This window comes from uncultured Litoreibacter sp., from assembly GCF_947501785.1.
In the GTDB taxonomy this organism is placed as follows: Bacteria; Pseudomonadota; Alphaproteobacteria; order Rhodobacterales; family Rhodobacteraceae; genus Litoreibacter.
This window is the reverse complement of record NZ_CANMXB010000001.1, coordinates 3,397,204-3,418,435: the sequence shown is the minus strand read 5'-3', so window position 1 is coordinate 3,418,435 and position 21,232 is coordinate 3,397,204. Positions and strand designations below refer to the sequence as shown.

Here is a 21,232-nt window from a genome sequence, read left to right as displayed (position 1 = left end):
CCTACAGTGGTCCCAATAGGCGCTTACTTCGGCTCTTGAGCTTCCATCAACGCGCGCAGCAGTTTTTCTTCCGACATGTCGTCGTCGGCAGGCTTGTCCTGCTCGACGCCCATCAGAAGCGCCATGGCGTCTTCTTCCGGCTCGTCCACCTCGATCTGCGTCTGGTTGCTTTCAATCATCCGTTCACGCAGCTCTTCTGCGCTTTGGGTTTCATCGGCGATTTCGCGCAAGGACACGACAGGGTTCTTGTCGTTGTCGCGGTCCACGGTCAGCGAGGAGCCGGATGCAATTTCGCGGGCGCGGTGCGACGCGAGCATCACCAGATCAAACCGGTTGGGGACTTTATCTACGCAATCTTCGACGGTGACGCGGGCCATTGGGCTCTCCAGACAAGGTGCAGGGAATATCAGAGGGCTGAGATATGCCCGTTTTCGCGGGTTTACAAGTAAAAAACTGGCCTCAATCGCCCTCTGGCAGCGGTTTTAGCTCGGCGCGCTCCTCAGCAGGGCGCGCGTCAAACAGCTGCGCGGCGCTTTGGCCCAGCACTGGGTGAACCCAGTCGGGCGCAACATCACAGAGCGGGCCGAGCACGAAAGACCGGTCCTGGATCCGCGGGTGAGGTAGAATCAAACCGTCCGGAGCCAATTGTTGCTGCTCCTCCAGGCTCAAATCGCGCCATTTTGCGAAGGTATCAGTGTCGGGGTGGATGACGTCGCCATATGCGATGAGGTCAAGATCAAGGGTGCGTGCGGACCAGCGTTGCCGCCGGTCGCGGCCCAATTGGCGCTCAATTTCGTGCAAATGGGCCAATAGCGCATCCGGGGGCATGATTGTTTCGACCGCAATCACCGCGTTCACGAAATCCGGTCCGCTGCCCGTTGGGAAGGCTGGGGTGGCGAAATACCGACTTTTTGCGACTATAGTTAACGAATCAGCGGGAAGGCGCTTTATCGCCTCACGAAGGGTATTAGTTGGTGTTCCATGGGGTGACGTTACGTTACCACCTAGGGCAATATAGGCGGTTCTGGCCCCAATGTGATGCGTCGTGGGTTGCGGCATTTAGAATTTTCCCTATTTTCGCCTACGGCCTCGCTACGACCGCTTCACTCCCGGTCAATAACAGTTGGGGCGCACATCGGAAGGACAATTGATGTTTTACAAAGACGAGCGGCTTGCGCTGTTCATTGACGGGAGCAATTTATACGCTGCCGCCAAGTCTTTGGGGTTTGATATTGACTACAAGCTCCTGAGGCACGAATTCATGCGACGCGGCAAATTGCTGCGCGCGTTTTATTATACGGCTTTGCTAGAGAACGATGACTATTCTCCTATCCGCCCTTTGGTGGACTGGCTGAATTACAACGGTTTCACAATGGTGACCAAGCCCGCCAAAGAATACACCGACCGCGAGGGGAGACGGAAGGTGAAGGGCAACATGGATATCGAACTGTGCGTCGATGCCATGGAGTTGGCGCCGCATGTGGATCATATCGTGCTGTTTTCCGGGGATGGGGATTTCCGGCCAATGCTCGAAGCGATCCAACGCAAGGGCGTGCGCGTCTCGGTTGTGTCGACCATAAGGTCGAACCCGCCGATGATCTCGGACGAGCTGCGTCGCCAGGCCGACAACTTCATCGAGCTCGACGAGCTGCGCGACGTGATTGGCCGGCCGCCTCGGGAGGACATGACCATGCCCCCAGCCCGCGCTCAGGAAGAAACCGTCGACTAACGCTTTTTTCCGGGTCCCGGCGTTGCCATGGCGATCCGGGCCCGGAAAAAGGTGCGCGTCCCACGCGCGAGGATTTGCGTTCTTGGGGAGGTCCCCTCCCCGCCACGCGGGCATCCCCTAGGGGATATTTCTGAACGCAGGAAATGCGGAACATTTGCCCTGCGTCTCTTTCGTGCAACGCCGGACAGACGGCTAGACCTTCGCGCCCTCACGCCCTATCTCTATGCGAGACAGGAGCGCCCTTTATGACCAAGCCCGCATTGACCCTTTATCTGGCCGCCCCGCGCGGATTTTGCGCCGGTGTCGACCGCGCCATCAAGATCGTCGAAATGGCGCTGGAGAAATGGGGCGCGCCGGTCTATGTGCGCCACGAAATCGTACATAACAAATTCGTCGTCGACGGGCTGCGCGACAAAGGCGCGGTGTTTGTCGAGGAACTGCACGAATGCCCCGACGACCGCCCCGTGATCTTCTCCGCCCATGGCGTGCCCAAAGCGGTGCCGGCGGCGGCGGCAAAGCGCGAGATGATCTTTGTGGACGCCACCTGCCCGCTGGTGTCGAAAGTCCATATCGAGGCCTCCCGTCACCATGACAACGGGCTGCAGATGGTGATGATCGGCCACGAGGGTCACCCCGAAACCGTTGGCACCATGGGGCAGCTGCCCGACGGCGAGGTGCTTCTGGTCGAAACCCCTGAAGACGTCGCCCATATCACCCCGCGCGACCCCGAAAAGCTGGCCTTCATCACGCAAACCACCCTGTCGGTCGATGACACCGCCGATATCGTAGCCGCCTTGCAGGCCCGCTTCCCAGACATCGTCGGCCCCCACAAAGAAGACATCTGCTACGCCACCACCAACCGCCAGGAGGCGGTCAAAGCCATGGCCGCCAAGACGTCGGCCATGCTGGTGATCGGCGCGCCCAACTCATCCAACTCCAAACGGCTGGTCGAGGTCGGTGCGAAGGCTGGCTGTAGCTACGCCCAGCTGGTGCAGCGCGCGACCGAGATTGACTGGCGCGCCTTGGAGGGGATCGACAGCATCGGCATCACCGCCGGGGCCTCCGCGCCGGAAGTTTTGATCAACGAGGTGATTGACGCCTTCAAGGACCGCTTCGAGACCACCATCGAAATGGTCGAAACCGCCGTCGAAAACGTCGAATTCAAGGTCCCACGCGTCCTGAGGGAGCCCGCGTGATCACCCTTCAATTTCTGCTCACCGCCCTGGTGGTGGTCATCGCCCCGGGCACTGGCGTCATTTACACGCTTGCTTTGGGTCTGGGCCAGGGGCCGCGCGCCGCTCTTTGGGCCGCTTTTGGCTGCACCTTCGGGATTGTGCCCCACCTGGTTGCCGCAACCCTGGGGTTGGCCGCGTTGCTGCACACGTCCGCGCTTCTGTTCCAAATCGTCAAATTCGCGGGCGTGGCCTATTTGCTGTATCTCGCCTGGCAGGCGCTGAAAGCGGATGGCGCGCTGTCGGTGTCGTCGAAAACGACCACCCAGCCCGGCTGGGTCATCGCCCGGCGTGGCGCACTGATCAACATCCTGAACCCGAAGCTGTCGATCTTCTTTCTGGCGCTGCTGCCGCCCTTCCTGTCGGGCAATCCCGCAACGGCCACGTTGGAAATGGCGACGCTCGGCGCGGTCTTCATGGCGCTCACCTTCGCCGTATTTGTCCTCTATGGGCTGTTCGCGGCGCGCGCGCGCAACGCCATTCTGGGCTCGGAGCGGATCATGATCTGGCTCAACCGTTCCTTCGCAGCGATATTCGCAAGCCTTGGGGCCAAGCTGGCCTTTGAACGCGCATGAGCCAAATCCCTCGTCCCGCGCTATTTCTGGGCCTTGCTGGCCTTTTGCCGTTCCTCTGGGCCGCGCTGGGTGTGATTGTGCCAACCGTTTCGGACACGACCGTCGCCGCACTGGGCGCGCGGTTCAACGCGCCTTACATGCTGATCGCCTATGGCACGGTCATTTTGTGCTTCATGTCCGGCGTCTTGTGGGGCTACGCCACCACTTCGAACCGGTTCCTGCCCTATCTGATGTCCACCCTGCCCGCGCTTTGGGCCTTTTTCATGGTGGGTGGCGGCGAAAAGCAGGCAACATCGGCGCTGCTGGTGGGCTTTCTGTTCGTCTTCGCCTGCGACCTGCAATTTCGCGTCTGGCGGCTGACACCTGACTGGTGGATCCCGATGCGCGCCCTTTTGACCGCAGTCGCCATGGGCTGCCTTTTCATAGGATATCTGGGATGAGCGACGCTGAAACCGTGTCCATCTACAACACCCGCGCCGACAGCTACAATGAATTGGTGTCGCGCGACACGCCGGATCAGGATTTGCAGGCCTTTCTGGACGCCGTTGCCCCTGGCGGGCATGTCATGGATCTGGGCTGTGGGCCGGGCAATTCGGCAGCAATGATGCGCGACGCCGGGCTGAGCGTCGACGCGGTCGACGCCTCCTCCGGCATGGTGCGCGTGGCGCGCGAAAAATACGGCATCGACGCGCGGCTGGCCACGTTTGACGACATCACCGGCACCGACCTCTATGACGGGGTCTGGGCCAACTTCTCCCTGCTGCACGCCACCAAGGCGGATATGCCGCGCCATCTGGCTGCGATCAAAGCCGCGTTGAAGCCCGGCGGAGTGTTCCACATTGGCACCAAGCTTGGCAGCGACGAGATGCGCGACAGCATCGGTCGGATGTACAGCTATTACGAGGCGGACGAACTGCTGGGTCTCTTGAAAGATGCAGGTTTCGCCCCGCGCGCGCCGCGCTTTGGCCGCGACAAGGGGTTGTCTGGCGAGATGGCCGATTTCATCGTCGTGCTGTCCGATGCCTGAGCTGTTCGCCTACACAGATGGCGCGTGCTCCGGCAACCCGGGTCCAGGCGGTTGGGGCGCGATCCTGATCGCACGTGACGGCGACGCGGTCGTCAAGGAACGCGAACTTAATGGCGGCGAGGCGCAAACCACCAACAACCGGATGGAGCTGCTGGCTGCCATCAACGCGCTGGAAACGCTGGCCAAGCCATCGACCCTAACGGTGGTCACCGACAGCGCTTACGTCAAAGATGGCATCACCAAATGGATCTACGGCTGGAAGTCGAAAGGCTGGAAGAAGAAAGGCGGGGAGATCAAGAATATCGATCTGTGGAAACGGCTCGACGCCGCCCGGGACCGCCATAACGTGACATGGGAATGGGTCAAAGGACATGCGGGCCACCCCGAAAACGAACGCGCCGATGAACTGGCACGTGCCGGCATGGCACCTTTCAAACCTTGACGATCCACAAAGCCTGCCCCATCGCCCTGCACCCCGACGGCGCGCCTTTACGCATCGCTGCCTTCACCCACCCGCAAGCCGGGCTGCAAATCGTTAAGGGCACGATTGAGGCCCGCGAAAACCCTGCCAAAGCCGCCGCGCGGGAGCTGTTTGAGGAAAGCGGGCTGGAAACAAAATCCGCCATCTCAATTGGCGAAAGCGAAGACATCTCAGAAGGCCAGACATGGCATTTTGCCATTTGCCGGGTGGCACCGCCCGTTCGTGAAAGTTGGCAGCATTATTGCCAGGACGATGGCGGCCATCTGTTCAAATTCTTTTGGCACCCACTGAACGCAGACCCCACGGGCTTCGCACTGCCTTTTCAAAACGCCTTAAACTGGGTCTCTGATCACTTGCGGTAATGTGTCGGCACCAAAATCAGTGCCCCAACCGCGCTGACAATCGCGTCCACGCCAGGTGGGCCGAAGCTGATCCCGAACATCACGCGCACCATGAAAAACAGAACTGCCCCGCCCACGGCAATGATGATCGAGGGCACATACCCGTTATGGGTGAACCCCGACTTCTCGGACACGTACCCCACAACGCCCGCAATCATCATCGCGCCGAAAAATGCAAAGAATGCCATGGCTTATCCCAACCTTTCATTAAGGTTAACGCGCCCCCGCACAGAGACACATCCCGTTTCATCTTGGCAAAAATATGCAACTCCGACATCGGCCAAGGTCAAATCCGCTTGGGAAACCCAAACCCTTTCAAGAATTCGCCCATATCCATCGGCTTCTTGCCTTCGCGCTGCGCCCGCGTCACTTGGACGGCGCCGGACCCGCAGGCGATGCGAAACCCTCCCAGTACAGCGCCGTGAAGCCCGTCCTCGTCCACGACATAGCTGCCCAGCAGCTTGAACCGCTCGCCATTCACCCTCGTCCAGGCCCCCGGAAATGGGGACAAACCACGGATCAGCGCGTCAACCTCAACCGCCGGCCTGGACCAATCCACCCGCGCTTCCGCCTTGTCGATCTTGGCGGCATAGGTCACGCCGTCCTCGGCCTGCGGCTCGGGCGTCAACCCGTCCAGCTGCGCCAACGTCTCCACGATCTGCGCAGCGCCCAAAGCCGCCAGCCGGTCATGCAGCTCCCCGGTTGTTTCCCGCGTGCCAATCTCCAACACCCGCCGCGTCAGGACCGGCCCGGTGTCCAGCCCCGCCTCCATCTGCATGATGCAAACGCCGGTCTCGGCGTCGCGGGCCATGATCGCGCGATGTATCGGCGCGGCCCCCCGCCAGCGGGGCAGCAGCGAGGCGTGAATATTCAAACACCCCCGCGCCGGCGCATCCAGCACCGCCTGAGGCAGCAGCAATCCGTAAGCCACGACCACGGCAATATCCGCCTCCAAAGCCGCAAACTCCGCCTGTACGTCGGGCGATTTCAAAGACACCGGGTGGCGCACATCCAGCCCCAAAGCCTCCGCCCGCGCCTGCACCGGGGAGGCGCGCAATTTCTTGCCCCGCCCCGCCGGGCGCGGCGGCTGCGAATAGACGGCGCAAATCTCATGCCCCGCGTCAACCAAGGCATCCAAAGCCGCAACCGAAAACTCCGGCGTGCCCATGAACACAAGTCTCATACCCGCACCTTCGTCGCCTTCTTCAGCAGCATGTCGCGCTTCACCTTGCTCAGGTGGTCAAAAAACATCTTGCCGTTCAAATGGTCCACCTGATGCTGCACCGAGGTTGCCCATACCCCGACAAAATCGCGCTCTTCAACGTCGCCGCTGGCGTTCAGGAACCGGACGGTCACGGCGCGCGGGCGTTCGATCTTGGCCCAGACGCCCGGCAGGTTGGGGCTACCCTCTTCATGGGTGCGTAGCTGCGCCGAGCTGTGCAAAATCTCGGGGTTGGCCATACGCACCGCCTGCCCGCGCACATCTGACGCGTCCACCACCGCCAGCCGCTGCATCACGCCCAGCTGCACCGCCGCCAAACCAACGCCCGGCATGGTGTCCATGGCAAAGATCATCTCGTCCCAGATGGCACGCACCTCGTCGGTGATCGCGGCGACCTCTGCCGCTGCGGTCTTCAACCGTTTGTCGGGCCACATGACGTACTCCCTCATGCCGCCGCCTCGTGGTCCAGGATCAATACCCCGTTCAGATGGTCGGTCTCGTGGCAGATGCAGGCCGCCTCGAACCCCTCAAAGGCGCCGCGCCGTTGCGTGCCGGTCTCGTCCAGCCACATCGCCTCGATCCGCGCGGGCCGCGACACTTGCACGGGCATATCAGGGATCGACAAACACCCTTCCTCATTCGACTGCATCTCGGGCGAGGCCCACAGGATCTCGGGGTTCACAAAGGCCAGCGGGCTCGGCTCCCCCGTTTTCCACGTCGCGTCCATCACGAAGACGCGGCTCAGCACGCCCACTTGCGGCGCCGCCAACCCGCGTCCCGGCGCGTCATACATCGTCTCCAACATGTCAGAAATCAGCCCGCGCAAACCGTCATCGACACTCAGAACCGGCGCGCAAAGCTGGCGCAGCCGGTCGTCGGGGTGGATCACAATGGGCCGGATCAACTGCGCGCCAATTCGCGCTTCAGCTTGACCATTTTGCGGGTGATCATCTGGCGCTTCAGCGGCTTGAGGTAGTCGATAAACAGCTTGCCCTCCAGGTGGTCGATCTCATGCTGCACGCAGGTGGCCCACAACCCGTCAAACGTCTCCTGCTGCGCCTTGCCGTCCAGGTCCATCCACGCCACGGTGACATCGGCAGGCCGTGTCACATCGGCAAACTGCTCAGGGATCGACAAACAGCCTTCCTCATAGGTGTTCAGCTCCGCAGAGCTTTCGATCACCTCTGGGTTCAGCATCACGATCGGGCGCGGCTTTTCGCCTTCTTCCTTGATGCAATCCAGTACAATCATCCGCTTGAGGATGCCCACCTGCGGGGCCGCCAAGCCGATGCCCGGTGCCTCATACATCGCGGCCAGCATGTCGTCGCCGAGCTTGCGCAGCGCGTCAGAGCTGTCGGCAATCGGGGCGGCGACCTTTTTCAGGCGCGGGTCGGGGTGCAGCAGAATAGGCAATGTCATATGCCCCATTTAGGCGAGCGCAGCCCGTTTCGCAATCTCTCTTGCGGCCAGTGCTGCGCGGGTTAGGTTACCCGCAACCAAGGAGACCGACATGAGCTTTGACACCCCACCCGACCGCCGCGGCACCCATTGCGTGAAATGGGACAGGATGGAGGCGATCTACGGCGTCTCCGCCGAGGACGGCATCTCGATGTGGGTGGCAGACATGGAATTCGAGGCCGCGCCGGTGATCCAAAAGGCGGTGCAGGACATGGTCGATCATGGCGTCTACGGCTATTTCGGCGATGATAGCAAATACACCGCCGCCATCTGCTGGTGGATGGAGAACCGCCACGGCTGGCATGTGGAGCCCGACTGGATCTTCACCACCCACGGTCTGGTCAACGGCACCGCCATGTGCGTCGACGCGTTCACCAAACCGGGTGACGGCGTGGTGCTGTTCACGCCCGTGTATCACGCCTTCGCCAAGGTCATCAAAGCGGCTGGCCGCGACGTCGTCGAATGCGAAATGACGCTTGAAAACGGTCGCTACGAAATGGACTTCGACGCCTATGACGCGCAGATGACCGGCAGTGAAAGCATGGTCATCCTCTGCTCCCCCCATAACCCCGGCGGCCGCGTCTGGACCAAGGGTGAATTGCAGGCCGTCGCCGCCTTCGCCAAGCGCCACGATCTTGTGCTGGTCTCCGATGAAATCCACCACGATCTGGTCTTCACCGGGGAGACGCATATCCCAATGGCCAATATCGCGGGCATCACCGACCGGCTGGTGATGATGACCGCCACAACCAAGACCTTTAATATCGCAGGTTCCCATTCCGGCAACGTGATCATCGCCGACCCCGACCTGCGCGCCACCTTCGCCGCCCGCATGGCGGCGCTGGGCATGTCGCCCAACTCCTTCGGGTTGTTCATGGCCACGGCAGCCTACTCCCCCGAAGGGGCCAAATGGGTCGATGATTGCGTCGCCTATATCGAGGAAAACAAAAAACTCTTCGATGCGGGCATCAACGCCATCCCCGGCCTGAAATCCATGAACCTGGAGGCCACCTATCTGGCATGGGTCGACTTCTCCGGCACAGGCATGAGCAAGGAAGAATTCACCACCCGCGTCGCCAAAGACGCCAAAATCGCAGTCAATGCCGGGCCCACCTTCGGCAAGGGTGGCGACGCCTTCCTGCGCTTCAACATCGCCGCCCCCCGCGCCCAGATCGAAGACGCCGTCGCCCGCATGCAAACCGCCTTCGGCGATCTGCAATAACCCCCATCATTGTTTCAAAAATACCTCGGGGGAGGAGCGGCAGCGACGGGGGCAGAGCCCCCTAAATGATGGCGCGCGTGGTTCCACGCACCACCAGATCAACCTCGCATCTGACGCGCACCAGTTCGGGTGTGTCAGCCGCTACGGTGGCTACGATCTGCTCCCCCGCGATCCGCCCGATATCTTGCGCCGGGATATGCACCGTGGTCAGCCCCGGCTCCATCTCCAGCGAGCCTTTGAAATTTCCGATGCCCACGACCGACAGGTCCTCCGGCACAAGCACCCCCAGCTTCAAAGCCGCAAACACCGCGCCCTGCGCGATGACGTCATTGCCGCAGATCAGCGCGGAAGGCACGTCCGCCGAGTTCAGCAATTCCCCCACCGCCTCCTTGGCCTGCGCAATAGAGTATGGCGACTCCATCTGCCACGCCTCCGGCACCTCGATCCCGACATCGTCCAACACCGCCCACGCGCCGTCCAGCCGCCCCTGCGCCCGGTCATTCCCGTCTGTTTGCGGAAAGATCATGCCCACACGCCGATGCCCCAGCCCCACAATATGCTCCGCCGCCATGCGTCCGGCGGCAAAGTTCTCCGCCCCCACGCAAGACACCCGCGAAGCTGCGTCGTGGTTCCAGATCGCCACGCACGGCACCTGCTGCTGTTCAATCAGCGTGTAGGTCTTTTCGCTATGGGCCAGCCCGATCAGTGCAATCCCGTCAACGCGGTGCTCCAGCAATTTGCGCAGCACGTCGTATTCGCGGTCCAGGTCGTAGCCATGCGAGGTCATCAAAATGGTGAACCCCGCCTGCTCGACGCTGTCGGAAAAGCTCTGCACCACCTCGGCGAAAATCGCGTGGTTGATCGTCGGCACAATCAGCCCGATGGTGCCGGACCTCTTGCCATGCATCGCCTGCGCCGCGCGGTTGCGAATATAGCCCAGCTTGGCAATCGCGCGCTCGATCTTCCTGCGAGTCGCGGGATTGACCAGTTCGGGGTGGTTAAAGCACCGCGACACCGTCGAGGCAGAGACTTTCGCAGCCCGCGCAACGTCCACGATATCGGCCTTACCCGATTGCTTTGACGCCATAAATCTGCCCTCTCGAAGCGGTTTTATGAAAACATTTGCAATACTATTTTCATGCCTTAGCTTCTTGTGTCAATGGACGGCCAATAGGGTTTGGGAGGGCCTTAATGGAATTTCTCTATTACTTCGGTGACGTGTTCACACCCATCAACTTTGGGTTGCTGCTGCTCGGGACAATAGGGGGGTTGATCTTGGGCGCGACGCCGGGGCTGTCGCCCACAATGGCCGTCGCGCTGCTGATCCCGTTCACTTTTCAACTGCAAGCCGCGCAAGGCCTGATCCTGCTGGGCGCGGCCTATACATCGACGGTCGCAGGCGGCGCGGTCTCCGCCATTTTGCTGAAAATCCCCGGAGCCCCCGCCAACATCGCCACCACGCTCGACGGTCACACCATGGCTCAAAAGGGCGAAGGCGCGAAGGCGCTGCAGATCAGCTTCCTCGCCTCCGCCGTCGGCGGCATCTTCGGGGTGCTGCTGCTGATCTTCCTGACGCCCGTCCTCGCACAATGGGCGCTTGCCTTCGGGCCAAGCCACTTGTTCTGGCTCGCCATCCTCGGTGTCACCGTCATCGGCTCGCTCGACAGCAAATCCGTGGTCAAAGGCCTGCTGTCGGGTTGCATCGGCCTGTGGCTCGCCACCATCGGTTTCGACGACATCATGGGCGCGCAACGCTTCATCTTCCACCCCGCCTTGGGCGGCGGCATCAACATCATCGCGGCGCTGATCGGCCTCTTCGCCATCCCGCAGGTCATCACCATGTTCGCCAAGGGCCGCAAAGGCGACGGCGCCGAGGTGCTGAAGGTGCAAAAGCACCCCATCTCCGGCGCGTTCAAGGAACTCTTCCGCAACAAACGCGCCATGGGCATCGGCACCGCCGTAGGCTCCGTCATCGGCCTGATCCCCGGCGTCGGCGGCCAGATCGCGGGGCTTGTGGCCTATGACCAATCCAAGAAATTCAGCCCCAACCGAGACAAGTTCGGCACCGGCCACCCCGAAGGCGTGATCGCGGCCGAAAGCGCAAATAACGCCATGGTCGGCCCCAGCCTCGTGCCGCTGCTGACGCTTTCCATTCCCGGCTCCCCCACCGCCGCCGTCCTGCTCGGCGGGCTGCTGATCCACGGCATCTTCCCCGGCACGGATCTGTTCGACAACCACCCAGATGTCGCGTGGACCTTCATCAACTCCATGCTCATCGGACAGGTTCTGATGTGCATCTTCGGTCTTTACGTCGCGGGCGTCGCGGCGCGCGTCGCCCAAGTCCCGCAATCCGTCATGGCCGCCGTGGTCCTCGGTCTCGCGGTGTTCGGCAGCTACTCCGTGCAAAGCTCCATGGGCGATGTCTACGTCATGGCCGCGCTCGGGGTGATGATGTATTTCCTCGAACGCTTCGGGTTCTCCGCAGCCCCGCTGGTCCTGGGCCTGATCCTCGGCCCCATCGCAGAGGCGAACTTCATCCAAGGCTCGATGATCGCCAATGCCACAGACGGCCTCGGCCCCTACTTCCTGGGCGGCGCGCTCAACATCTTCCTGATCGTCGTCGTCATCGCCTCCATCGCCTATTCCGGCTACATGGAGCTGCGCTCCCGCCGCTACACCTCGAAAGAGGAGATCATCGCATGAGCGCCCCGTCCCTGCCCCGCATCCAGCACATGATCGGCTCCGGCCTCGTCGCCGCGGTCGGCGTTTGGGTCACCTATGTCAGCTACACCGCCACCCCGTCGGAGGCGTTCCTGTTCCCCCGCCTCATCGCCACCGTCTTCGTCGTTCTCGCCCTTTGGACCTTCGCCAAAGCCTGCCTGGGCTGGACCAAAGTCGGGGGTGGCATCACGCCCACGCAGGTCAAAAACCTCGCCCCCGGGCTGATCATCGCGCTGATCTACATCTTCTGGGCGGCCAAGGGCTTCGGCTTCTACACCGCCACAGCAATCGCCTTCTTTATCCTGCTAAGCCTCTATGATCCCGCCCCTCACGGACAGCTGAAATCATGGCTCAAGCGCATCGCAATCACGGCGGGCTTCATGCTCGTCATGTACGGTCTCTTCGCAAAACTGCTTACGGTTTACACACCGCGAGAGGTCTTCTTCTGAACCGCAAAAGCGGCAGAAATCACCATTCCTAGGGAGGAACTAACTATGAAAAAACTACTCGCGGGGGCCGTTATCGCCCTGACAGCCATGACCGGAGCGTCTTTCGCCGACGGCCATGCCAACTACCCCGAACGGCCCATCATGATGATGGTCAGCTACGGCGCGGGCGGCGCGACCGACTTCCAAGCCCGCATCGTCACCATGACCGCGGGCAACGAGGACGCTTTGGGTATGCCCATCGCCATCCTGAACAAGCCCGGTGCGGGCGGCCGCGTCGGCTGGAACTGGCTCGCCGGTCAGGCCGAGGCTGATGGCTATACGCTGGGCGCCTACAACATCCCCCACTTCATCGCCCAGTCGATCAAAGGCGGCGTGGACTATTCCCGCGACAGCTTCGAGCCCATCGCCAACTGGGGCGCGGACCCTGCCGTTCTGGTCGTGGGTGCTGACAGCGAATTCAACTCCATGGAAGACGTCGTCGCCTTCGCCAAGGAAAACCCCGGCAAGCTGACAACCTCCGGCGCGGGCCTCTTTGTGGGCCACCACATCGCGGCGCTGCAGATGGAAAAAGCCTGCGCATGCAAAATGGCCTATATCCCCACTAAAGGCGGCGGCGCTGCGGCGATGAAAGCCGTGATCGCGGGCGAAGTTATGGCTGGCATCAACAACCTGTCCGACGCTTTCCGCGCGCGTGAGGCCGGCAACGTCAAAATCCTCGGCGTCGCCGATCTGGAGCGTAACGACTTCATGCCGGACGTCCCCACCATGATGGAAGCGGGCCTCGACGTGGACAATTCATCCGTGAACTTCCGCGGTGTGATGGTCCCCAAGGGCACGCCACAAGGCATCATCGACAAGCTGGCCGCCACCGTGCCGACCATGTTCGAAAACAGCCGCGTCACTGGCAAGATGAAAGCAGGCGGAAGCCCGATGCACATCATGACGCGTGACGAAGTGCTCGCCATGTGGGAACAGCGTGAGCAGACCCTCAAAGAGCTGCTTGCAGGTCTTTAGTCATTTCTGGCAGGGCGTGTTTCGCGCCCTGCCAACCCCGTCCAAGGACATGAAATTATGAACGCCCATGACGACCTCGCCCAAGTAGACGCCATCGTCGCCAGCGCCCGCAAAGCGCAAACCGCATACGAGGCAAACGGGTCCCAAACCCGCTACGACCGCGCGGCTCAAGCCGCAGCCTGGGCCATCATGGAGCCGTCCCGCAACCAACATCTGGCAGAGCTGGCCGTGGAAACCACAGGCCTCGGCAACGTCCCCGACAAGATCACCAAGAACCACCGCAAAACGCTGGGCCTGATGCGCGACATCAAGGATGCCAAAACCTTCGGCGTCATCTCCGACGATCCAAAAACCGGCATCACCCAGATCGCCCGCGCCATGGGCGTCATCGGCGCGGTGGTCCCGTCCACCAACCCCGCCGCGACCCCTGCCAACAACATTATCAACGCACTCAAATGCGGCAACGCCATCGTGCTGTCCCCGTCGCCCAAGGGTGTGCCCGCCTGCGAGGTGCTGCTGGACTACATCCATGCCGAGTTCGACAAAATCGGCGAGGACAAGGCCCTCGTTCAAATGGTCCCCGCCCCCGGCTCCAAAGACAAGACGCAGCGCCTGCTGGAGATCTCCGACCTCATCGTCGTCACCGGCTCCCAAAACAACGTTAAACGCGCCTACACTTCCGGCACCCCCGCGCTCGCCGTGGGCGCGGGCAACGTCACGGTTATTGTGGACGAAACCGCGGACCTCAAAGCCGCAGCAGAGAAAATCACAGCGTCCAAAACCTTCGACAACGCCACCTCTTGCTCCTCTGAGAATGCCATCGTCACCATCGACGCGATCCACGATCAGTTCATGGAAGAACTGGCCAAAGCAGGCGGCGCTTACGTCAAAGACGAAACCAACATCGTCGCCAAGCTCTGGCCCGACGGGCACCTCAACCGCTCCGTCATCGCGCAGGATGCGGACAAAATGCTCGACGCGCTCGGCATGGAAAATGACGTCCCCGCCGACACCAAATTCCTCGCCGTGGAAACAACAGGCATCGGGCCCGACCACCCGCTGTCTGGCGAAAAACTCTCCCGCGTCGCCGCCCTCTACCGGGCCAAGGATTTTGCCGACGCAGTCGCGACGACAAGAAAAATCCTTGCGCACCAAGGTGCAGGCCACTCCGTCGGCCTGCATTCCACCGACGCCGCGCGGGCGGAGACGCTGGCAACCGCCGTCCCCACCTGCCGCGTCATCGTCAATCAGGCCCACACTTTCGCCACCGGCGGGTCGTTCACCAATGGCATGCCCTTTTCGCTGTCGATGGGCTGCGGGTCATGGGGCGGCAATTCCATCGACGACAATCTGCATTGGCGGCACTTCATGCAGACCACCAAGATCATCCGCGAAATCCCCGCCAACGAGCCGAAATTGGGCGACATCTTCGCTGACTACTGGGCGGACGCAGGCAAATGATCCTGCACCGCGACACCCCGCCCGAAGGCACCATTCGCGACTGGCTGGATCACCGCGCGATGCAGGGCGGCACCGCGTTTGTCTTCCCCGAGGATTGGTCTACCCTCACCTGGTCCGAGCTGCAGTCGGAGGCCACGCGCGTCGCTTCGATGCTGACCACGGCCGGGTATCAAAAGGGCGAAAGCATCGCCATCATGCACCCCAATGGGCGGGCGGGCATCGTGGCGCTCTTCGGCGCGCTTTACGGCGGGTTCCGGGCCACGATGATCAATCTCGCCGCCGGGCGCGACGCCATCGCCTATGCGCTGGACCATTGCGACGCGCGCACCGCATTCGTGCATGACGACGTGGCCGAGTTGTTCGCGCTGACCAAGCCAGATCACATGAGCAGCTTCAAGGCCCCTGAAAGCACGCTGTTCACCATCCTGCATCATGTGAAGCCCGAAGATCACGCGCTGCTGATGTATACATCGGGCACCACGGGCCGCCCCAAGGGCGTGGTCCACACGCAGGCCAGCCTGCTGGCCGGTGGCTGGACCACGGCGGTCGCGCACGATCTTGGCCCGGCGGATCGCGGCCTCTGCGTCCTGCCAATCTACCATATCAACGGGCTTTGCGTGACGGTGATGGGCGCGCTGGTCTCAGGCGGGTCGCTCACCATGTGCCCCAAATTTTCTGCCAGCACCTTCTGGGATCATGCGGAGGCGACGTCCTCCACCTGGTTCTCTGTGGTGCCCACGATCATCAGCCACCTCCTTCACGGTGCCGCCGATCCCGACCCGGCCACCAAGGCCCGCCTGCGGTTTGGCCGGTCTGCCTCCTCGGCGCTTTCCCCCGATGTGCAGACCGCGTTTGAGACCCGTTTTGATGTCCCGATCATCGAGACAATGGGACTGACGGAAACCGCCGCCCAAATCCTGTCGAACCCGCTGCCGCCCGGCATTCGCAAGATCGGCTCCCCCGGCTTGCCTTACGGCAATGACGTGGCGATCCTCACCCCGGATCTGCAGCCTTGCCCACCGGATGTCGAAGGCGAGATTGCCATTCGCGGCCCCAATGTCATGCTCGAATATCTCAAGAACCCGGATGCGACTGCGGCGACCTTTGCCGGTGACTGGCTGCGCACCGGTGATCTGGGCCGCAAGGATGCGGATGGCTATGTCTACGTCACCGGACGCCTCAAAGAACTCATCATCAAAGGCGGCGAGAACATCGCCCCCCGCGAAATTGACGAGGCGCTCTATTCCCACGCAGACGTGGTTGAGGCCGCAGCCTTCGCCCGCCCCTGCGCCAGCTACGGCGAACGGGTGGAGGCCGCCGTGAAGATACGCGATGGATCAAGCCTTTCGGCCCGCGAGCTGATCGACATCTGCATCGGTAAGTTGGGCGCCTTTAAAGCACCCGATCATGTATATTTTCTTAACGAGCTGCCAAAAGGTCCGTCCGGGAAAATCCAGCGCCTCAAACTGACCGAATTAACCCAACCCGAGTGACGACAGCCTGTCACGACGGGGTGTGTACGTGCTGTGTACAGGCTGTGTACGCCGGATTTAAGGTTAACGCGACGATGCCGCAGCGCAGCGCTTGCATCCTCTTGCGCAATATCCTAACCGTTTGCAGAACAATTTCGTAATTTCCTTACCCAGAAGGTCCGCGCAAGATGAGCTTTCGCCTGCAACCCACGCCCCCTGCCCGCCCCAACCGTTGCCAGCTGTTTGGCCCCGGCTCCCGCACCGCCCTGTTTGAGAAAATGGCCGCCTCCGCCGCCGACGTCATCAACCTCGATCTCGAAGATTCTGTAGCCCCCGACGACAAGCCGCAGGCCCGCGCCAACATCATTGAAGCGATTAACGATATTGACTGGCAGAACAAGCACTTATCCGTACGTATCAACGGTCTGGACACCCCCTATTGGTACCGCGACGTGGTCGATGTTCTCGAACAGGCGGGCGACAGGATCGACCAGATCATGATCCCCAAAGTGGGCTGCGCCGCCGACATTTACGCGGTCGACGCGCTGGTCACCGCCGTGGAGGCCGCAAAGGGCCGCACCAAGCACATCGCGCTCGAAGTCATCATCGAATCCGCCGCGGGCATCGCCCATGTCGAAGAGATCGCCGCCGCCTCGCCGCGCCTGCAGGCGATGAGCCTGGGCGCGGCAGACTTCGCCGCCAGCATGGGCATGCAGACAACTGGGATCGGCGGCACGCAGGAAAACTACTATATGTTGCAAGGGGATACCAAACACTGGTCCGACCCGTGGCACTGGGCCCAAGCCGCTATCGTCGCAGCCTGCCGCACCCATGGCGTGCTGCCCGTGGACGGCCCGTTCGGCGATTTCTCCGACGACGAGGGCTTCCGCGCCCAGGCCCGCCGCTCCGCCACGTTGGGCATGGTGGGCAAATGGGCGATCCATCCGAAACAAATCGCGCTGGCTAACGAAGTCTTTACCCCGTCCGAGGTACAAGTCACCGAGGCTCGGGAAATTCTCGCCGCAATGCAGCAGGCCAAGGACAACGGCGAAGGCGCCACCGTCTACAAGGGCCGCCTCGTCGACATCGCGTCCATCAAACAGGCCGAAGTGATCGTTAAACAATTCGAAATGATTAACGGGTAGTTAACAAAAGCCCCTTTCCATGTTCGAAAATATCCCGGGGTTTGGGGCAGCGCCCCATAAAAATGCGGGGGCAAAGCCCCCGCGTCGCGACGCGCGCAAGCGCGGCGCAAACCCTCAGACGATCGGCGCGCAGACCTCGGTCTTCAGCTCATCGGGCGGCGTATCCTGCGGCCCATTCAGGTAAATCTCCATCGCCGGCGCATCCCGTAATTCCAGACCATGCTCAGGAATATACTTCCCGTACAGATAGTCATACGCCGCCTTCAGCCCCGCATAGGGCCCGGTGAAATGCAGCACCGCAAACCGCCCACCATCCGCGGTCACGTCCTCCATCACGTCTGGCACCTCCGTGCCATCGGCCAGCAGAACACCCGCCAGGGATCGTAGCTCAGGCTCTGGCACGGAGGTGGGGTCATCGTAGTATAATCCGACCATGCCCCGCATCGCAGGCAGCATCCCGCGCGCGGCTATGATCGTGCCAGCCTTCTGAAATTGCTCGCCAATTTCAAGGTAGCTGCCCTTGTGATGCAAAGCGGCCAGGGGGCGGTCGGGGTGGGTTTCAACGTCAACAGGGTACATCGGGTAATCTCCTTCATGGGGTTCAGGCAACGACCCGGTCAGGTCGCCACGGTTGCGGAACGCCACGGGGGACAACCCGAATTCCTCGCCAAACACCCGCGTGAAGCTGCCCACATTCGGGTAGCCCACACGCGCGGCAATATCAGCGACACTCCAATCCTGCTGCACCAGCCAGCACGCCGCCCGGTGCATCCGGATTTCGCGCGTCACCTGGGCTGCGGTCTTGCCCATCATGCCGGTGAACACACGGTGCCAATGAAACCGGCTCATCGCCGCCACATCCGCCAGCGTATCCAGCGACAGGTCCCCGCCGGGGTTGTCATGGATATAGCTGATCACCCGCAGCAGGCGTTTCTCGTAGGAATTGCTCACGTCATTGCCCTTCGTTTCGTTCCAACACTGACATGACATGCCACCAATTCACAAATCTTGCGGAGTTGTATCGCCGCGCCCAAAACGCCATATAGGGGCAAGACATAGCGGAGCAGACAATGACCAACTACCTCGACTTCGAAAAACCCCTTGCCGACATTGAGGGCAAAGCCGAAGAGCTGCGTGCCATGGCCCGCCAGAACGAGGATATGGATATTGAAAAAGAGGCCGCCGCGCTCGACGAAAAAGCAGCCAAAATGCTCGGCGATCTCTACAAGGATCTGACACCATGGCGAAAATGCCAGGTGGCCCGCCACCCGGACCGGCCGCATTGCAAGGACTACATCGAGGCGCTGTTTGACGAATACACCCCATTGGCCGGGGACCGGAATTTTGCCGATGACCACTCAGTCATGGGCGGTCTGGCCCGGCTTGACGGGGTGCCTGTGGTCGTGATCGGCCATGAAAAGGGCCATGACACCAAAACAAGGATCGAGCGTAACTTCGGCATGGCGCGCCCCGAAGGCTATCGCAAGGCAATCCGCCTTATGGACCTCGCGCACCGCTTCAACCTGCCCGTCATCACCCTGGTCGACACCCCAGGCGCCTACCCCGGCAAGGGCGCCGAGGAACGCGGCCAGTCAGAAGCAATCGCGCGCGCCACGCAGAAATGCCTGGCCATTGGCGTGCCGCTGATCTCGGTCATCATTGGTGAAGGCGGCTCGGGCGGGGCTGTGGCCTTTGCAACCGCCAACCGCGTGGCGATGCTGGAACATTCCATCTACTCCGTCATCTCCCCGGAAGGCTGCGCTTCGATCCTGTGGAAGGACGCCGAGAAGATGCGCGAGGCGGCGGAGGCGTTGCGCCTGACCGCTCAGGACCTCCACAAGCTGGGTGTCTGCGACATGATCATCCCGGAACCTGTCGGCGGCGCTCAGCGCGCCCGTAACGAGGTGATCAAAAAGGTCGGCGCGCAATTGAGCGATATGCTCAAGAGCCTGACCAACTTGGACAGCGCAGCCCTGATCGCCGATCGGCGACAGAAATATCTGGAACTCGGCTCAAAGGGCCTGGCCGCCTGATAGATCAAGGGCCAAGGGCGCTGCGGTTGCCGTCGCTTTGGGGGCAGACTGATCCTGATGCCGGATCAACGGCCGCAACAGCGCGCATGCCGTGTACTGATGGCGGTGATCGTTGAGGTCGACGCGCCATGCCGCCACCAAATTGCGGGCATGTCATAGTCTGTCGGCCAATTCTCGTTCAGGCATCTAGGTGTACACGTGAGCCGCGAGGGCCAGCTCGGCAGATTGAAAGGCGGTTTCCATCAATCTGCTGAGCTCGCTGGAAAGGTGTGCCAAGACAGAGCCTTCACCATACCGCAGAAGTTATTGCGACAGCACCCTATTGGGCCCGCGATTTTGAAAGCTCCTGCAACAGGATCCGGTAGTCCAGCACCAGCGAAACAAAGAAGACAGCATAAGCGGCCAAGAGGACGACCATCGCAACAGGTTCTGCTGGCCCTTGGCCCAAGTAAACTTGATAGACACCGTATGCCAGCACCGTCGGCCAGGCGATGAAATGTGTGGCGGCAAGCACGTTGATGTTGCGAGTGAGGGTGAATGACAATGGCGCAAAGAGACCCACCGTGATCAGAAACGTGACCAGATTGGTCACATGCAGATAGCTGTCAAAGTAGAGCGCTTGCGCGGCGAAGGTAACGACCATAACCGCCATCCAAAGCTTTACGTGAATAGGCAAATTCCTACTTTCTTTCATCATTCCCAGCATGTCAGGTCTCCGATTGGGGTTGAGGGATCAGGGCGGCTTCAAGCATCTTGCCGAATTGCTTTTTCACCATTTTGCGGGGCATCAGCTGGGCCATGCGTGTCATGAGCCGGTTCGTGCGCGCCGGCACAATGGTGTCTCGCTGCCCGAGCGCCGCAAGGCTCTCTTGGGCGACAACCGCGGGATCACCCATAGGCATGGACATTTTCTTGAGGTCGATCACATCACCAAGTTGGTCACCCATGCGGGTCTTGGTGCCTCCGGGAGCCACGGATAGAACATCGATGTTCTTGTCACGCAGCTCGACCGCCAGAGCTTCGCCCAGATTTAGGATGAAGGCCTTTACCGCGCCGTAAACGCTGGAAAATGGCACCGGGAACATCCCAAAGACGGAACTGATCAGAATGATCCCGCCGCCGCCGCGTGCCTCCAGCCGTTGCGAGATCACGCGGGTCAGGTGGGCCGTTGCCGAAACATGAATAGCGATAAGCTGTTCATCCATGGCGTCCGGCGCATCAAGGTAGGGACCGACATAGGCATTCCCAGCCGAGTGCACAAACAAACCGACATCCAGTCCGGCGATCTCATGCAAAAGCAAGTCGCGGCCCTTTGGCGTCGCCAAATCGGCGGAAATGACTTTGGTTTCTGTCGCAATGTCCTGCGAGGCAGTGCGTGTCAGAGCATCGGCTGAGCGGGCGACAAGGATGACCTTCATCCCCTGTTTGGCCAGTCCGATCGCGAATTGCCGCCCAATGCCGGAACTCGCGCCGGTGACCACCGCCCATTCGCCGTATTTTCGCGGGTCTCTCATAAAAATCTCCAAGCTGTTTGTTGAAATGTCAGCACCAACGCTCCGGTTATCAATGGACAGAGATTGACGGGTTTCG

The 21,232-nt window shown here is 61.3% G+C and carries 26 protein-coding genes; 15 read left to right on the top strand and 11 right to left on the bottom strand.

Translation table 11 applies throughout. The features are described 5' to 3' along the window. Positions 1–23: 23 nt before the first annotated feature. A complete protein-coding gene (rpoZ, locus tag Q0899_RS17005; protein ID WP_298298051.1) occupies positions 24–377 on the bottom strand; it encodes a DNA-directed RNA polymerase subunit omega in 354 nt (117 codons plus the stop codon). 82 nt (positions 378–459) lie between these two features. After that, a complete protein-coding gene (gene folK, locus Q0899_RS17000; RefSeq protein ID WP_298360222.1) occupies positions 460–1,059 on the bottom strand; it encodes a 2-amino-4-hydroxy-6-hydroxymethyldihydropteridine diphosphokinase in 600 nt (199 codons plus the stop codon). Positions 1,060–1,150: 91 nt separating this feature from the next. Here folK and Q0899_RS16995 point away from each other — a divergent pair, with 91 nt between their 5' ends. From Q0899_RS16995 to Q0899_RS16965, 7 genes are all read left to right on the top strand, one after another. After that, a complete protein-coding gene (locus tag Q0899_RS16995) occupies positions 1,151–1,729 on the top strand; it encodes an NYN domain-containing protein (RefSeq protein WP_298298045.1) in 579 nt (192 codons plus the stop codon). 245 nt (positions 1,730–1,974) lie between these two features. After that, positions 1,975–2,925, top strand: a complete 951-nt coding sequence (gene ispH, locus Q0899_RS16990) for a 4-hydroxy-3-methylbut-2-enyl diphosphate reductase (protein WP_298360224.1) — start codon at positions 1,975–1,977, stop codon at positions 2,923–2,925. Continuing rightward, on the top strand, positions 2,922–3,536 hold the full coding sequence (locus tag Q0899_RS16985) for a LysE family translocator (RefSeq protein WP_299194336.1): 615 nt from the start codon (positions 2,922–2,924) through the stop codon (positions 3,534–3,536). Before ispH ends, Q0899_RS16985 begins: the two co-directional genes overlap by 4 nt. Further along, complete coding sequence (locus Q0899_RS16980) at positions 3,533–3,976, top strand: DUF3429 domain-containing protein (RefSeq protein ID WP_298298035.1); 444 nt, start codon at positions 3,533–3,535, stop codon at positions 3,974–3,976. Before Q0899_RS16985 ends, Q0899_RS16980 begins: the two co-directional genes overlap by 4 nt. Further along, positions 3,973–4,563, top strand: coding sequence for a class I SAM-dependent methyltransferase (locus tag Q0899_RS16975; protein WP_299194334.1), 591 nt, complete (start codon positions 3,973–3,975; stop codon positions 4,561–4,563). The genes Q0899_RS16980 and Q0899_RS16975 overlap by 4 nt, the downstream gene beginning before the upstream one ends. Beyond that, on the top strand, positions 4,556–5,005 hold the full coding sequence (gene rnhA / locus Q0899_RS16970) for a ribonuclease HI (RefSeq protein ID WP_298298027.1): 450 nt from the start codon (positions 4,556–4,558) through the stop codon (positions 5,003–5,005). The genes Q0899_RS16975 and rnhA overlap by 8 nt, the downstream gene beginning before the upstream one ends. Then, positions 5,002–5,406: an NUDIX domain-containing protein gene (locus tag Q0899_RS16965; protein WP_298360230.1), complete on the top strand. Its 405-nt coding sequence runs from the start codon at positions 5,002–5,004 to the stop codon at positions 5,404–5,406. Before rnhA ends, Q0899_RS16965 begins: the two co-directional genes overlap by 4 nt. Here the strand turns inward: Q0899_RS16965 and Q0899_RS16960 are convergent. The 5 genes from Q0899_RS16960 to def (Q0899_RS16940) form a co-directional block, all read right to left on the bottom strand. Next, a complete protein-coding gene (locus Q0899_RS16960) occupies positions 5,394–5,633 on the bottom strand; it encodes a hypothetical protein (protein WP_298298022.1) in 240 nt (79 codons plus the stop codon). The genes Q0899_RS16965 and Q0899_RS16960 overlap by 13 nt on opposite strands. A gap of 98 nt (positions 5,634–5,731) precedes the next feature. Then, positions 5,732–6,628, bottom strand: coding sequence for a methionyl-tRNA formyltransferase (fmt, locus tag Q0899_RS16955; RefSeq protein ID WP_299194331.1), 897 nt, complete (start codon positions 6,626–6,628; stop codon positions 5,732–5,734). After that, complete coding sequence (gene def, locus Q0899_RS16950) at positions 6,625–7,116, bottom strand: peptide deformylase (RefSeq protein WP_299194329.1); 492 nt, start codon at positions 7,114–7,116, stop codon at positions 6,625–6,627. Before def (Q0899_RS16950) ends, fmt begins: the two co-directional genes overlap by 4 nt. Beyond that, entirely contained in the window at positions 7,113–7,571 is a 459-nt protein-coding gene (def, locus tag Q0899_RS16945; RefSeq protein ID WP_299194327.1) for a peptide deformylase, read from the bottom strand. The genes def (Q0899_RS16950) and def (Q0899_RS16945) overlap by 4 nt, the downstream gene beginning before the upstream one ends. Beyond that, positions 7,568–8,086 (bottom strand): peptide deformylase, encoded by a 519-nt coding sequence (def, locus tag Q0899_RS16940; RefSeq protein WP_298298011.1) that lies wholly within the window; start codon positions 8,084–8,086, stop codon positions 7,568–7,570. The genes def (Q0899_RS16945) and def (Q0899_RS16940) overlap by 4 nt, the downstream gene beginning before the upstream one ends. 91 nt (positions 8,087–8,177) lie before the next feature. Between def (Q0899_RS16940) and Q0899_RS16935 the strand changes: the two genes are divergently transcribed. Further along, positions 8,178–9,347, top strand: a complete 1,170-nt coding sequence (locus Q0899_RS16935; protein ID WP_299194325.1) for a MalY/PatB family protein — start codon at positions 8,178–8,180, stop codon at positions 9,345–9,347. 61 nt (positions 9,348–9,408) lie between these two features. Here Q0899_RS16935 and Q0899_RS16930 read toward each other — a convergent pair whose 3' ends face one another. Next, complete coding sequence (locus tag Q0899_RS16930; RefSeq protein WP_299194323.1) at positions 9,409–10,434, bottom strand: LacI family DNA-binding transcriptional regulator; 1,026 nt, start codon at positions 10,432–10,434, stop codon at positions 9,409–9,411. A gap of 104 nt (positions 10,435–10,538) precedes the next feature. On the opposite strand from Q0899_RS16930, the gene Q0899_RS16925 reads away from it, so the two are divergent. The 6 genes from Q0899_RS16925 to Q0899_RS16900 all read left to right on the top strand — a co-directional run bounded on the left by Q0899_RS16925 (position 10,539) and on the right by Q0899_RS16900 (position 17,609). Next, entirely contained in the window at positions 10,539–12,050 is a 1,512-nt protein-coding gene (locus Q0899_RS16925; protein WP_298298002.1) for a tripartite tricarboxylate transporter permease, read from the top strand. Continuing rightward, a complete protein-coding gene (locus Q0899_RS16920; protein WP_299194321.1) occupies positions 12,047–12,517 on the top strand; it encodes a tripartite tricarboxylate transporter TctB family protein in 471 nt (156 codons plus the stop codon). The genes Q0899_RS16925 and Q0899_RS16920 overlap by 4 nt, the downstream gene beginning before the upstream one ends. Before the next feature lie 45 nt (positions 12,518–12,562). Next, the gene (locus Q0899_RS16915; RefSeq protein ID WP_299194319.1) at positions 12,563–13,531 is read left to right on the top strand and encodes a tripartite tricarboxylate transporter substrate binding protein; all 969 of its coding nucleotides are present in this window, start codon (positions 12,563–12,565) and stop codon (positions 13,529–13,531) included. 6 nt (positions 13,532–13,537) lie between these two features. After that, the gene (locus Q0899_RS16910) at positions 13,538–14,992 is read left to right on the top strand and encodes an aldehyde dehydrogenase family protein (RefSeq protein ID WP_299195401.1); all 1,455 of its coding nucleotides are present in this window, start codon (positions 13,538–13,540) and stop codon (positions 14,990–14,992) included. Then, complete coding sequence (locus Q0899_RS16905; protein ID WP_299194317.1) at positions 14,989–16,485, top strand: AMP-binding protein; 1,497 nt, start codon at positions 14,989–14,991, stop codon at positions 16,483–16,485. Before Q0899_RS16910 ends, Q0899_RS16905 begins: the two co-directional genes overlap by 4 nt. 167 nt (positions 16,486–16,652) lie before the next feature. Continuing rightward, positions 16,653–17,609 carry an L-malyl-CoA/beta-methylmalyl-CoA lyase gene (locus Q0899_RS16900; RefSeq protein WP_299194315.1) on the top strand — a complete coding sequence of 319 codons (957 nt, stop codon included), beginning with the start codon at positions 16,653–16,655 and terminating at the stop codon, positions 17,607–17,609. A 114-nt stretch (positions 17,610–17,723) separates the two neighbouring features. Here Q0899_RS16900 and Q0899_RS16895 read toward each other — a convergent pair whose 3' ends face one another. After that, positions 17,724–18,560: a GyrI-like domain-containing protein gene (locus Q0899_RS16895; protein WP_299194313.1), complete on the bottom strand. Its 837-nt coding sequence runs from the start codon at positions 18,558–18,560 to the stop codon at positions 17,724–17,726. A 119-nt stretch (positions 18,561–18,679) separates the two neighbouring features. Here Q0899_RS16895 and Q0899_RS16890 point away from each other — a divergent pair, with 119 nt between their 5' ends. Then, a complete protein-coding gene (locus tag Q0899_RS16890; protein WP_298297981.1) occupies positions 18,680–19,642 on the top strand; it encodes an acetyl-CoA carboxylase carboxyltransferase subunit alpha in 963 nt (320 codons plus the stop codon). 319 nt (positions 19,643–19,961) lie between these two features. On the opposite strand, the gene Q0899_RS16885 is transcribed toward Q0899_RS16890, so the two are convergent. Further along, positions 19,962–20,348: a hypothetical protein gene (locus Q0899_RS16885; RefSeq protein WP_299194310.1), complete on the bottom strand. Its 387-nt coding sequence runs from the start codon at positions 20,346–20,348 to the stop codon at positions 19,962–19,964. A 1-nt stretch (position 20,349) separates the two neighbouring features. Further along, positions 20,350–21,156 carry an SDR family NAD(P)-dependent oxidoreductase gene (locus tag Q0899_RS16880; protein ID WP_299194308.1) on the bottom strand — a complete coding sequence of 269 codons (807 nt, stop codon included), beginning with the start codon at positions 21,154–21,156 and terminating at the stop codon, positions 20,350–20,352. Positions 21,157–21,232 lie beyond the last annotated feature (76 nt).